This is a genomic window from Propionicimonas sp., assembly GCF_047606205.1.
Lineage (GTDB): Bacteria > Actinomycetota > Actinomycetes > Propionibacteriales > Propionibacteriaceae > Propionicimonas.
On sequence record NZ_JASGES010000121.1, the window covers coordinates 1 to 13390 of the forward strand.

At 69.7% G+C, this 13390-nt stretch carries 11 protein-coding genes; 6 read left to right on the forward strand and 5 right to left on the reverse strand.

What is annotated here, in order from left to right; genetic code table 11:
• The first annotated feature begins 350 nt into the window (after window positions 1–350).
• Complete coding sequence (argG, locus tag QM633_RS07995) at window positions 351–1769, forward strand: argininosuccinate synthase (protein ID WP_415153217.1); 1419 nt, start codon at window positions 351–353, stop codon at window positions 1767–1769.
• A gap of 161 nt (window positions 1770–1930) precedes the next feature.
• Here argG and QM633_RS08000 read toward each other — a convergent pair whose 3' ends face one another.
• Window positions 1931–2737 (reverse strand): isoprenyl transferase, encoded by an 807-nt coding sequence (locus QM633_RS08000; protein ID WP_415153218.1) that lies wholly within the window; start codon window positions 2735–2737, stop codon window positions 1931–1933.
• A gap of 150 nt (window positions 2738–2887) precedes the next feature.
• Between QM633_RS08000 and QM633_RS08005 the strand changes: the two genes are divergently transcribed.
• A complete protein-coding gene (locus tag QM633_RS08005) occupies window positions 2888–3319 on the forward strand; it encodes an Hsp20/alpha crystallin family protein (RefSeq protein WP_415153219.1) in 432 nt (143 codons plus the stop codon).
• Between the two features lie 48 nt (window positions 3320–3367).
• Here QM633_RS08005 and QM633_RS08010 read toward each other — a convergent pair whose 3' ends face one another.
• The 3 genes from QM633_RS08010 to QM633_RS08020 all read right to left on the reverse strand — a co-directional run bounded on the left by QM633_RS08010 (window position 3368) and on the right by QM633_RS08020 (window position 6596).
• Complete coding sequence (locus QM633_RS08010; RefSeq protein WP_415153220.1) at window positions 3368–4306, reverse strand: aldo/keto reductase; 939 nt, start codon at window positions 4304–4306, stop codon at window positions 3368–3370.
• 9 nt (window positions 4307–4315) lie between these two features.
• Window positions 4316–4939 (reverse strand): SIMPL domain-containing protein, encoded by a 624-nt coding sequence (locus QM633_RS08015; protein ID WP_415153221.1) that lies wholly within the window; start codon window positions 4937–4939, stop codon window positions 4316–4318.
• A gap of 61 nt (window positions 4940–5000) precedes the next feature.
• The gene (locus QM633_RS08020; RefSeq protein WP_415153222.1) at window positions 5001–6596 is read right to left on the reverse strand and encodes a xylulokinase; all 1596 of its coding nucleotides are present in this window, start codon (window positions 6594–6596) and stop codon (window positions 5001–5003) included.
• A gap of 149 nt (window positions 6597–6745) precedes the next feature.
• Here QM633_RS08020 and recO point away from each other — a divergent pair, with 149 nt between their 5' ends.
• The 3 genes from recO to araA all read left to right on the forward strand — a co-directional run bounded on the left by recO (window position 6746) and on the right by araA (window position 9863).
• Window positions 6746–7501 (forward strand): DNA repair protein RecO, encoded by a 756-nt coding sequence (gene recO, locus QM633_RS08025; RefSeq protein WP_415153223.1) that lies wholly within the window; start codon window positions 6746–6748, stop codon window positions 7499–7501.
• A 182-nt stretch (window positions 7502–7683) separates the two neighbouring features.
• Window positions 7684–8373, forward strand: coding sequence for an L-ribulose-5-phosphate 4-epimerase (locus tag QM633_RS08030; protein ID WP_415153224.1), 690 nt, complete (start codon window positions 7684–7686; stop codon window positions 8371–8373).
• Window positions 8370–9863, forward strand: coding sequence for an L-arabinose isomerase (gene araA / locus QM633_RS08035; protein ID WP_415153225.1), 1494 nt, complete (start codon window positions 8370–8372; stop codon window positions 9861–9863). The genes QM633_RS08030 and araA overlap by 4 nt, the downstream gene beginning before the upstream one ends.
• A 68-nt stretch (window positions 9864–9931) precedes the next feature.
• Here araA and QM633_RS08040 read toward each other — a convergent pair whose 3' ends face one another.
• Window positions 9932–10723, reverse strand: a complete 792-nt coding sequence (locus QM633_RS08040) for a DeoR/GlpR family DNA-binding transcription regulator (RefSeq protein ID WP_415153226.1) — start codon at window positions 10721–10723, stop codon at window positions 9932–9934.
• 411 nt (window positions 10724–11134) lie between these two features.
• Here QM633_RS08040 and QM633_RS08045 point away from each other — a divergent pair, with 411 nt between their 5' ends.
• On the forward strand, window positions 11135–13324 hold the full coding sequence (locus QM633_RS08045) for an NEW3 domain-containing protein (RefSeq protein ID WP_415153227.1): 2190 nt from the start codon (window positions 11135–11137) through the stop codon (window positions 13322–13324).
• The last annotated feature ends 66 nt before the right edge of the window (window positions 13325–13390 follow it).

The following is a 13390-nucleotide window of genomic DNA, read 5'->3' on the forward strand; positions in this document are numbered from 1 at the left end:
GCGGTCAGCGCGGAGAAGGTGGGGGTCAGGCTGAAGGCGAGCAGGAGTGAGCTGAGGCCGCCCGCGATGACGACGGGAAGTGCGACGCCGCGCTTCTTGCGCGCAGGCTTGTACGAATCGGACATGGCAGAAAATTCCCCTAAATCGATGGATGAGTGGCACTCCCTGGGCGGCTAAGGACCCCTCCCGCAACCGCTTGCAGTTCTTGTCGTGATGAATCATGTCGTATGGGCCAGTCCCGTGCGAGTCCCCGCGCAGGCGACACCCGGACGGGTATCGCTCTTCAGGGTGACAAGGCGTCCCGCGGCCCGGTGCCGGGCACCTCGGCGGGCACCGATAGGATCGTCGGCATGCCCAAGGTCCTCACCGAACTTCCTGTCGGCGAACGCATCGGTCTGGCGTTCTCCGGTGGTCTCGACACGTCCGTCGCCGTTGCCTGGATGCGCGAGAAGGGTGCCGTGCCGTGCACCTACACCGGGAACCTCGGCCAGTACGACGAGCCCGACATCGACTCCGTCCCGGGGCGTGCACTGGAGTACGGCGCGGAGCTGTCCCGCATGGTCGACTGCACTCCCGCCATGGTGGAGGAGGGCCTGGTCGCCCTCGTCTGCGGCGCGTTCCACATTCGCACCGGCGGCAGGACCTACTTCAACACCACACCGATCGGACGTGCCGTCACCGGCACCATGCTGGTCCGCGCCATGCGCGAGGACGACGTGTGGATCTGGGGCGACGGGTCCACCTACAAGGGCAACGACATCGAGCGGTTCTATCGCTACGGCCTGATGGCCAACCCGCAGCTGCGCATCTACAAGCCGTGGCTGGACGCCGACTTCGTCCGCGAACTGGGCGGGCGGGCGGAGATGAGCCAGTGGCTGGCCGAACGCGACCTGCCGTACCGCGATTCCAAGGAGAAGGCGTACTCGACCGACGCCAACATCTGGGGGGCCACCCACGAGGCCAAGGAGCTGGAGAATCTCGACGTCGGCATCGAGATCGTCGAGCCGATCATGGGCGTCCGGTTCTGGGACCCGGCTGTGGAGATCGCCACCGAGGACGTGACGGTCAGTTTCGAGCAGGGCCGCCCCGTGATGATCAACGGCCGCACCTTCGCGACCGCGGTCGACCTGGTCAGGGAGGCCAACGCGATCGGCGGACGCCATGGCCTCGGCATGAGCGACCAGATCGAGAACCGGATCATCGAGGCGAAGTCGCGCGGCATCTACGAGGCGCCGGGGATGGCGCTGCTGCACATCTGCTACGAGCGGCTGGTCACCGCGATCCACAACGAGGACACGTTCACCAATTACCAGCTGGAGGGGCGCAAGCTCGGCCGGCTGATGTACGAGGGCCGCTGGCTCGACCCGCAGTCGCTGATGATCCGCGAGTCGTTGCAGCGCTGGGTCGGCTCGGCGGTCACGGGCTCGGTGACGCTGCGGCTGCGCCGCGGCGACGACTGGTCGATCCTCGACACCGAGGGCCCGGCGCTGTCCTACCACCCGGAGAAGCTCTCGATGGAGCGGGTCGGTGACGCCGCGTTCGGCCCGACCGACCGGATCGGGCAGCTCACCATGCGCAACCTCGACATCGCCGACTCCCGGACCCGGCTCGAGCAGTACGCCCAGTTGGGCCTGGTCGGCGGCGAGGTGTCGGCCCTGGTCGGCCAGCTCGACTCCGGGCGCGCATCCCAGATCACGGCGGGCAACGCCACCGAGCCCGCGATCGAGGAGGCCCAGAACCTCTCCGGGATGGAGTCCGGCACCGACTGAACGGGGGTGTGGACCGAGTGAGGAACCGTCCCCCATTCGGTCCAGGCGCCCGTGGACCGAGTCGGGGACGGTTCCTCACTCGGTCCAGGTTCTGGGGGCGGGTGCGCGCCGCTGGGTCTGGCTCGACGAGCCCGCCCGTACCAGGCGTCCAGCCGGTCGCCCTACGGTGCCTGCTCCGGCTCGGTGACCTGGTTCGGGACGGCGCCGCCGTAGCGGCGGTCGCGGTGGGCGTAGAGCTCGATCGCACGCCACAGGTCGCGGCGGTCGAAGTCGGGCCACAGCCGGTCGAGGAAGACCATCTCGGCGTAGGCCGACTGCCACAGCAGGAAGTTCGACGTGCGCTGCTCGCCGGAGGAGCGGACGAACAGATCGACGTCGGGGATCTCCGGTTCGTCGAGGAAGCGGCGGAACCGTTCCTCGGTGAGCCGGGACGGGTCGAGGTCGCCCCGGACGGCGGCCTCGGCGACGGCACGTGCCGCGTCCACGATCTCGGCCCTGCCGCCGTAGTTCACGCAGAACTGGAGCGTGAGGACGTCGTTGCCCTCGCTCTGCGCCTCCGCCTCCTGCAGTTCCCTGATCACGCTGCGCCACAGCTTCGGCGTCCGGCCCGCCCACCGGATCCGGACGCCCATCGCGTCGAGCTGGTCCCTGCGCCGGTGGATGACATCGCGGTTGAACCCCATCAGCCAACGCACCTCGTCGGGGGACCGTCGCCAGTTCTCGGTGGAGAAGGCGTAGGCGGAGAGGTACTTCACGCCGATCTCGATCGCGCCTTCGATCACGTCGAACAGGGCGTCCTCGCCACGGGCATGGCCTTCGGTGCGGGGCAGGTTGCGTGCCTTCGCCCAGCGTCCGTTCCCGTCCATCACGATCGCGACGTGGCGGGGGAGCAGCCTGGCCTCGATCGCCGGGGGCTGCGCACCGGAGGGGTGCGGGATCGGCGGACGGAACTGCTTTCGCTGGGCCACGCCGGCAGCCTACCGGTGAGCCGCGCGATCGTTCGCGCAAGACTTGAGTCTCTCGGGCTCAACTCCTTGATCCGTGACCGGATCGAGCGCACACTGGTATTGGCACTCGGCAACAGAGAGTGCTAACGAGTTGAGAGGAGCAACCAAGAGATGGCACGAGCATTCGATCCCTTCCGCGACATGGATCGCTGGTTCTCCGACGTCGCCAGGACGCCGGCCAGCGCCGCCATGCCGATGGACCTCTACCGCGACGCGGACGTCTTCGTCGCGCGCGTGGACCTGCCCGGCGTCGACCCGGCCTCGATCGACGTGGATGTCGACGACCGCACGCTGACCGTCCGTGCCGAACGGAAGGCCGAGGCGGCCGATGACCAGAAGTGGCTGGTCAGGGAGCGCCCGGCCGGGACGTTCGCGCGCCAGCTGACCCTCGGCTACGGCGTCGCCCTGGACAGGATCGCCGCCGAGTACCGGGACGGCGTGCTGGAACTGCGGATCCCGGTCGCGGACGAGGCGCGCCCGCGCAAGATCAGCGTGGTGCACGGCGGGACGCCGACGGCGATCGAGGGTTCGGTCGAGGCCTGATCGCCGACGCGGGTCGGCCGTCACCGGGATGTCCCGGTGGCGGCCGGCTCACGTGAAGGGGAGCGACGCCCTGCTGAGCCGGTTCAGTTGGCTGCGGGTGAGCTTGAGGCCGGAGAAGGCGACCAGGGGCGCGACCTGTTCGGCCGAACTCGCGGACGCGATCGGCGCGGTCACCCCCGGTTGGTGGCCGACCCACGCGAGCGCGACGGTGGCCGGCTCGACACCCAGCTCGTCGGCGACGGCGACCACGGCGTCCAGGACGTCGAAGCCGGCGTCGGTGGCATACGAACGCACCCGGCCCGCGCGCGGGCCGTGGACCTGCTCGCCGCGCGCGTACTTGCCGGTGAGGAAGCCGGCGGCCAACCCGTAGTACGGGATGATCGCGAGGTGGTGCTGCGCGCACAGTGCGGCCAGGCCGGACGTCTCCACCTCGGCCCTGTGCACCAGGTTGTACTGCGGCTGGACGGCTACGGGGAGCGCGAGACCCTCCTTCGTGGCCACGTCGATCACCTCGGCGACCCGCTCCGTGGTGAAGTTCGAGAGGCCGTAGTGCCGGACCGCACCGGTGCGGATGAGTTGGTCGAACGCGCCCAGCCACTCCGCCGTCGGCACGTGGGGGTCGTCCTCGTGGGCGTAGTACAGGTCGATGGTCTCGACGCCGAGGCGCCGCCGCGAGCCGTCGAGGCAGATCCGGATGTTGGCAGGACGCAGACCCCGGTGGACGGGGTGCTTGGCGACCTTGGTGGCGACCACCACCCTGTCCCGGTTGCCGCGGTGCCGGAGCCAGCCACCGATCACGCTCTCGGACTCCCCGCCCCTGTGCCCCGGCACCCAGGTCGAGTACGCGTCCGCGGTGTCGATGAAGTTCCCGCCCGCGTCGGTGAACGCGTCGAGGATGGCCTCGGAGCTGGCCGCGTCGGCCGTCCAGCCGAACACGTTCCCGCCGAGGCAGAGCGGAGACACTCTCAACGTTGAGATGCGGTGCATGGCCTCAGCCTAGGGTGACAACGCGAAGTCCACGCTCAGATGCACGGACAGCTCGGTCGTGGCGCTCAGTTCGATGCCCAGGTCGAGAGGCGCGGACGCCCCCCGCGCGGACGCGGCCATCATCGGGGCGGGGATCGCCCGGTCCATCCGGGCCGGCATGCTCCAGGAGTCCGAGGCCTCCAGGATCCCGGTGACCTCCAGTCCCGCCGCCGCGGCGACGGCGTCCGCCTTCCGGCGCGCCATCGTCATCGCCGTGGCCGTGACCCCGACGCTAGCCTCGAACTCTTCGTACACCCATTCGACCTGGTCCACGGACAGGCCCCCGCGGTCGGCCAGCACGCCGAGGACGTCGGGAAGCCGCTCCGTCGCCACGGCGACGACCAGACCGAGTTCCACGCTCTGAGTGCGCAGCAGCTTGGCGTCGCTCGTGGCCAGGCGCACTCCGGTGACCTCCACCGCGTCCTCGGGCACCCCGTGCCCGGCCAGCTCGGCCACCAGTTCGCGGACCAGCGCCGCCTTGCGAGCGGCCACGCCTGCGGTCAGCGTGGCCTGGCCGCTCACGGTTGCGTGGACCCGGGCCGAACGGGCCGGTATCCGCACGGTGTGGTCGACGTTGATCCGAAGGGTTCCCATTGCGCGAGCCTAGGCCGTGGCCGGCCCGTGCGGAACACCTCCCGAGGCGTACCGCCGGCCGTCAGGTGTGCTCGACCGCCGCGCGCTCGACGGCCAGTCCGGTGCTGAACCGCTCGACGTACGCCTCGAAGCCGGCGACGTCGGACGGGTCGGGCGCCACCGTCTCCAGCGCCGCCCCGGCGAAGACCGAACCGGTCAGGTAGTCGGCGAGCGTCTGGCCCTCGGTGCGGTCCCGCGCGTAGGCGGCGAGGAGCGCGATGCCCCACGCGCCGCCCTCGCCGGCGATGTCGCCGACGGAGACCGGCGCGTTCACCGCCGCCGCCAGGTAGCGCTGGGCGACGCCCCGGGTCCTGAACAGGCCGCCGTGGGCGAACAGCGCATCCAGCCCGACGGCTTCGTCCCTGAGCAGGATGTTCATGCCGATCCGCAGGCTGGCGAGCGCGGCGAACAGCTGGGCGCGCATGAAGTTCGCGAGCGTGAGCTGCGAGTCCGGCGTCCGGACGAACAGCGGACGGCCCTCCTCCAGCCCGGTGATGTGCTCGCCGGAGAGGTAGTTGTAGGCGAGCAGGCCGCCGGCGTCCGGGTCGCCGTCGAGCGAGGCGCGGAACAGGGTCTCGAAGACCCGGCCCGTGTCGGCGGTGGCGCCGATCCGTCCGGCGAAGTCGCCGAACAGGGCGGCCCAGGCGTTCAGCTCGCTGGCGCCGTTGTTGCAGTGCACCATCGCCACCAGGTCCCCCGACGGGGTGGTGACCAGGTCCAGTTCCGGGTGCATGCGGGTGAGTTCGTGCTCGAGCACGACCATGGCGAAGATGGACGTGCCCGCGCTCACGTTGCCCGTGCGGGGCGCCACCGAGTTGGTGGCCACCATCCCGGTGCCCGCGTCGCCCTCGGGGGGGCAGAACGGGACACCCGCCTGGAGGATGCCGGACGGGTCGATCAGCGCTGCACCGGTGGGGGTGAGCGCTCCGGCCGGCTGCCCAGCGGCGCGCACGGCCGGCAGGATGTCGGCCAGGTTGCAGGCGAAGCCGGCCTCGGCGACGAGGTCGTCGAACCGGGCCACCATGGTGGCGTTGTAGTCGCCGGTCGAGGTGTCGATGGGGAACATGCCGGACGCGTCGCCGACACCGAGCACGCGCTCTCCGGTGAGCTGGGCGTGGACGTAGCCGGCGAGGGTGTTGATGGTGGCGATCCGGGCCACGTGCTCCTCGCCGTTGAGGATCGCCTGGTACAGGTGTGCGATCGACCAACGCTGCGGGATGTTGTAGCCGAGGACGGCGCTGAGCTCCTCGCTGGCCGGGCCGGTGATGGTGTTGCGCCAGGTGCGGAAGGGCACCAGGAGCTGGTCGTCGGCGTCGAAGGCGAGGTAGCCGTGCATCATCGCCGACACCCCCATCGCGCCGACCGTGCGCAGTTCCACCCCGTACCGCGACCGCACGTCGTCGGCCAGCGAGCGGAAGGCGTCCCTCAGCCCGTTCCAGACGGCGTCCAGCGAGTAGGTCCAGACCCGGGCGACGAACTGGTTCTCCCAGTCGTGGCCCCCCGTCGCGACCGGCTTGTTGTCCGGACCGGTCAGCACGGCCTTGATCCTCGTCGAGCCGAACTCGATGCCCAGCGCCGTGCGTCCCTCCGCAATGGCGGCGCGGATGTCCTCGATCATCGTTGATCCCTTCCTCGAGCGGTCGCCGCGACGATGTCCCGCGTTCCTGACCCGTCCACCGTCATCATGGCAGGCCGGTGTGTGCGCTAACAACGGCGCGCCGGATCGTTCTGCCCCGCTCCGGCGGCGGCCCGGGGGAGAATGGTCGCGTGCCGACCTACCGTGACGAGGCGGTCGTGCTCCGTACCCACAAGCTGGGCGAGGCCGACCGGATCATCACCATGCTCTCTCGTCGCAACGGGAAGGTCCGGGCGGTCGCCAGGGGCGTGCGGAGGACGTCGTCGAAGTTCGGCGCCCGGCTGGAACCGTTCAGTCACGTCGACCTCCAGTTCGCCACGGGTCGTTCGCTGGACGTGATCACCCAGGCCGTCACGCTGCACGCGTACTCCGAGCCGCTCGCGCACGACTACGAGCGCTACACCACCGGGCAGGTCATGATCGAGACCGCCGACCGGCTGGTCACCGAGGAGCGCGAACCGGCGCTGCAGCAGTTCCAACTGCTGGTGGGGGCACTGCACGCGCTGACGGCGGGCACGGCCGACGGACCGAGGCCGCCCGCGATGGTGATGGACGCCTATCTGCTGCGCTCGGTGGCGCTCGCCGGGTACGCCCCGACGCTCACCGACTGCGCGCGGTGTGGCGCCGTCGGGCCGCACGAGGCGTTCTCGCCCCAGCTCGGCGGGATGGTGTGCCGCCGGTGCCGGCCGCCGGGCTCCGCGCACCCCGCCCCCGCGACCGTGGCCTACCTCGCCGCGCTGCTCACCGGGGACTGGCCCGGAACGCGGGGGATCGGTGATGTCACCCTCCGGCAGGGCAGCGGGCTGGTCGCGGCGTTCATCGGCTGGCACCTGGATCGTGGGCTCCGTTCGCTGGGTCACCTCGAGCGGTCCCGCGTCCCGGACTGACCTGGGCGCACGTCGTCGACGACACTTGCCACCGGGGCGCCGCACGTGCTGTGATACCGGTAACATCAGGGAGTCGGCGGCATCGGTGCCGCGAAACCCCGCACTCACAGTGAGGTGATGGATCCAGTGCGAACCACAGCGCGACGGCCTGTCTCCGCCTTCGGGCGAGCACGGGGCGCACGATGAGCGGCGTGCCGGCGGAACTCCGGCAGGTCGTCGACGAGCTCAAGGCCGAGGTTGCGGCGCTCCATGCGGAGCTGCCGCGGAACAACCTGGTGGTCTGGACCGCCGGCAACGTGTCCGCCCGGGTGCCGGGTGCGGACCTGCTGGTGATCAAACCCTCCGGGGTGTCCTACGACGAGCTCTCCCCGGACGCGATGGTGGTCTGCGACTTCGCGGCGAACCTGGTCGAGGGGGAGCGCAACCCGTCCTCGGACACGGCGGCGCACGCCTACGTGTACGCGCACATGCCCGAGGTCGGCGGAGTGGTGCACACCCACTCCGACTACGCCACCGCGTGGGCGGCCCGTCGTGAGCCGATCCCGTGCGTGCTCACCATGATCGGCGACGAGTTCGGCGGGGAGATCCCGGTGGGTCCGTTCGCCCTGATCGGCGACGACTCGATCGGTCGCGGGATCGTCGAGACCCTGCGGTCCAGCCGGTCGCCCGCCGTGCTGATGGCCAACCACGGGCCCTTCACGATCGGAGCCAGCGCGAGGGCTGCCGTGAAGGCGGCGGTGATGGTCGAGGACGTCGCGCGCACCGTCCACCTCGCCCGCCAGCTGGGGGAACCGGTGCCCATCCCGCAGCAGGACGTCGACCGCCTGTTCTACCGCTACCAGAACATCTACGGACAAGGAAGTGCCCAATGAGCAAGCAGATCTGGTTCCTGACCGGCAGCCAGGGCCTGTACGGCGACGACGTGCTGCGACAGGTGCGTGACCAGTCCGCACAGATCTCCGGGGCGCTCGCCGCGTCCGGACAGGTTCCGGCGGAGATCGTCGCCAAGCCGGTGCTCACCGACGCGTCCGCCATCCGTCGGGTGATGCTGGACGCCAACGCCGACGACGACTGCGTGGGCGTGATCGCCTGGATGCACACCTTCAGCCCGGCGAAGATGTGGATCGGCGGCATGGACGCGCTGGCCAAGCCGTTCCTGCACCTGCACACGCAGGTCAACGTGGACCTGCCGTGGGCCAGTATCGACATGGACTTCATGAACCTGAACCAGGCCGCGCACGGCGACCGCGAGTTCGCGTTCATCGCGACCCGTCTCGGCGTCCCCCGCAAGACCGTGGCCGGCCACGTCTCCGATCCCCGCGTGGTGGCGAGGGTGGGCGTGTGGGCACGCGCTGCGCTGGCTCGCGCCGAGGTGCGCACGCTGAAGCTGGTTCGCTTCGGCGACAACATGCGCAATGTCGCGGTCACCGAGGGCGACAAGGTCGAGGCCGAGCGCCGGTTCGGCGTCTCGGTGAACACCTGGGGCGTGAACGACCTGGTCGCGGTCGTCGACGCGGTCGCGGAGAGCGAGATCGACGCACTGATCGAGCAGTACCTGGATCTCTACGATGTGGCTCCCGAGTTGCGCCCCGGTGCCGATCGGCACGATTCGCTGCGCTACGGCGCCCGCATCGAGGCTGCCCTGCGCACGTTCGTCGTCGACGGCGGCTACGGCGCGTTCACCACGAACTTCGAGGACCTCGGCGGGCTGCGCCAGCTTCCGGGCCTGGGCGTCCAGCGGCTCGAGGCGGAGGGCATCGGCTTCGCCGGCGAGGGCGACTGGAAGACCGCGGTCCTGGGCCGGACGCTCGGCGTCATGGCCGCCGGCCTGCCCGGCGGCACCTCGTTCATGGAGGACTACACCTACCACCTGGAGCCCGGCAACGAACTGAGCCTTGGCGCGCACATGCTCGAGGTCAGCCCGTCCATCGCGCTCGGCAAGCCGCGGATCGAGATCCACCCGCTCGGCATCGGCGACCGGGAGGACCCGGTCCGGATGGTGTTCGACGCCGCTCCGGGGGCGGGCGTCACGCTCGGCCTGTGCGACCTGGGCGACCGGTTCCGCATGGTGGCGAACGAGATCGAGGTCGTCGCGCCGCTGGCCGAGATGCCCAAGCTGCCGGTGGCGCGCGCTGTCTGGAGGGCCAAGCCCGACTTCACCACATCGACGGAGTGCTGGCTGACCGCGGGCGGTCCGCACCACACCGTCCTGTCCACCGCGCTCACCGCGGAGCACCTGAGCGACCTGTCGGAGATGCTGGGGGTCGAGCTCGCCCTGATCGGCGAGGGCACGACGACCAGCCAATTCATCAAGGAGCTGCGCTGGACGAACGCCTACCACCGACTGGCGATGGGCTTCTAGGGCTCAGAACCTCTCGTCTCCAGGGCCCCGGGCGGTTGTCGCCCGGGGTCATGCCGTCTCCGGGCGGCTCAGGCCGGATCAGCGATGATGACCTCGGAGATCGCCGACTCGAGGGCCGCCCGGATCTCCGCACTGGCACCGTGGTCCATCACGATGGTATCGGCACGACTCAGTGGCGCCATCGACACCAGGCCGATCACTCCCCACTTGGTGTGGTCGGCGACCACGACGAGATGCTGCGCCGCGTCGATGAGGTAGCGGTTGGTGTCCGCTTCGAGGAGGTTCGGGCAGGTGAAGCCGACCCGCTCCTCGATGCCGTGCACGCCGAGGAAGACGAGATCGAGGTTCAGGCCGGTGAGCGAGCGCACGGCCAGCTCTCCCACCAGCGCGTCGGAGGGAGTCCGCTGCCCGCCGGTGAGCAGCACCGTCCGGTCGGGGCGAGGGCTCTCGCGGAAGACCTGCGCGACCGGGATGGAGTTGGTGATCACCGTCAGGTCCTCCACCTCGAGCAGATAGCGGGCGAGCGTCGCCGTGGTCGTCCCGGCCGACAGTCCGATGGTCTGGCCGCGACTGACCAGGGTCGCCGCCACGGTCGCGATGGCGTGCTTCGCCGCCTCCATCTCGCCGCGCTTCGCGTCGAAGCCCGGCTCGTGCCTGCTGTCGCTCCGGCGCGCCTTCGCTCCGCCGTGCACACGCGAGATGAGTCCCTGGCGGTCGAGCTCGACGAGGTCGCGGCGCACCGTCATGTCCGAGACCTGGAAGGTCCGGGTCAGGTCGCTCACGCGCACCCAGCCCTTCTCCGCGACCAGGTCAAGGATCGACTGTTGTCGGTCCGCAGCCAGAAGGCCGTCTCTGTTCACGTGAGCGATCCTGCCAGATCGACCGAATTTGTCACCACTTGATGAGTGATTTCGTTCGAAAGGGACCCGGCCGTTCGCCCCGGGTGTTCCCGGGCGCGTGCTCGGCGGGCGGCGACCTGCCTGGCCGACCCGGCCCGAAGGGCCGACGGCTCGGCCGAGCCGAGAACTGGTTCAGAAAACGCCTGTGACGAGCAGAGATGATGGGCCGGAAGCCGTCCGTCCGCCGCTCTGGGCGCCTTCCCACAGGTGGCCCAAAGCTCGCTCTCATGATCCCGACAAGTTGCCCACAAGTTGCCCGGAACGGGTTGACAGTGCCTCTTTCGGCCGCCGAGAGTGTGCGCATCGCAATGTGCGAATGCGTTTGGTTCATGTTCGGACCTGAGCGTTCGACTCAGAGAGGAGTCACTCTTGATGCTACGCAAACTGACCGTCCTGGCGGTGGGCGCGAGCCTGGCCATCGGGCTGCCCGCGCTGTCGGTGGCCGTCGCGCCGACGGCGACGGCGCTCGACAACGGCCTGGCTCTCACCCCTCCGATGGGCTGGAACGACTGGAACTCGTTCGGGTGCGACATCAACGAGCAGGACGTCATCGACACGATCGACCTGTTCGTCTCCACCGGCCTGCGGGACGCGGGCTACACCTACATCAACATCGACGACTGCTGGGCGGAGTCGTCGCGCAACGAGGCGGGCGAACTCGTCCCGAACGCCGAGGACTTCCCGGACGGCATCGCCTACCTGGCCGACTACGCCCACGCGAAGGGCCTCAAGCTGGGCATCTACTCCAGCGCGGGCGACACGACCTGCCAGCGCGTGCAGCCGGGCTCGCTCGGTCATGAGCTGACCGACGCCCGCACCTTCGTCTCCTGGGGCATCGACTACCTCAAGTACGACAACTGCGGCACCAAGGACGGGTACGAGGAGACCCAGGCGTCCTACATCGCGCGCTACCAGGTGATGGCCGACGCCATCGCGCAGGTCAAGGAGGAGACCGGGAAGTCGCTGCTCTACAGCATCTGCGAGTGGGGCAACTACGAGCCGTGGACCTGGGCGGGCGAGCAGGGCAACCTGTGGCGGACCACCTTCGACATCTCCGACACCTACTCCAGCATGCTGGGCATCTTCAAGGACAACGTCCAGCTCGCGCAGTACGCGGAGCCAGGGGCGTGGAACGACCCGGACATGCTTCAGGTCGGCAACGGTGGCATGACCAACGAGGAGTACCGCACCCACTTCAGCCTGTGGGCGATGATGGCGGCTCCGCTGCTGATCGGCACCGACCTGCGCGAGGCCGATGACGACACGATGGACATCTTCCTCAACACCGATGTCATCGCCGTCGACCAGGACACCCTCGGCAAGCAGGCCACCCTGATCAGCGAGAGCAACGGGCTGTACGTCCTGGCCAAGCCGCTGTCGAACGGTGACGTGGCGGTCGCGCTGTTCAACTCCGGCGCCAAGGCGCGGACGATCTCGACGACCACCACCGCCGTCGGCGCGGCCAGCAGCAAGAACTACAAGCTCACCGACCTGTGGTCGAAGGAGGCGACCGCCACGACGAAGAACATCAGCGCGTACGTGGCCGGGCACCAGACCGTCGTCTACCGGGTGTCGGCCACCTCGCAGGTGAGGCCGTCGACCACGTTGTCGATCAAGGCATCCTCGGAGTCGGTCAAGGCCGGCGGCAAGACCAGGATCACCGTCACGCTGAAGAACAACAGCAACGCCAAGCTGACCCGTGCGTCCGTCAAGCTCGCCCGCCCGGACGGCTGGAAGCAGCTGAGCCGGAACTCCGGCAGGACCACGATCGCCAAGGGCTCGAAGTCCACCACGACTTTCCTGGTGAAGGCGCCGAAGGCGACCACGCCGATCAACGCGGCATCCTTCACTGCGACGTCGTCGTTCAGGTCCGGCGGCATCACCTACACCGGTTCGGCGGCGCTGGAGCTGTCCAGCTACAAGCCGGTGAGCAGCACGTTCAGGCTCGCCGACACCACGTCCAGCGATGATGCGGTGTTCGGGCAGCTCGGATCCGCGATCCAGGTCCAGGCGGCCGGTTCCGGCGTCGGCCCGGCGACGAGCAGTTTCACCGGCACGACTGCCGCGTCCGACGAGTACGGCGCCGTCTACCGCAGGAAGTCGGTCGACGCGGACGACACCGTGCAGGTCACCGTCACGACGGTGGGTGGCACGGGCTCGGCCGATCGCACCGGCGTCATGGTGCGCAACGACATGGACGGGGGCCCGGTCGGCGTCGCCCTCTACGTCAACGGGCAGAACAGCGTCTCGATGGTCTACAGCACCGAGGCCGGTACCGAGTACACGGCGAGCTACCCGGTGAGCCAGCGGCCCGGCCCCGGCGGGGGCGGGGTGAGCGTGACCCTTCCGGTCACGCTGAAGCTGGAGCGCAGCGGCTCGACCTTCATCGGCTACTACTCCACAGACGCAGGGGCGACGTTCACCCGGATCGGCGGCGACGACGGCTCGGTGACCATCCCTGATGCGGCCGTGGTGAAGAAGATGGACGGCGGCGTGTTCCACACCTCCGGGTCCGGTGCGGCGGCGACCACCGCGGAGGTGACCGGCCTGGTCGTGAGCTGAGCGTCCCGTCCAGGGACACGGCGGTGGGGGGCGGGCGGCCACGGCGCCCCCCCCCCCCCCCCCCCC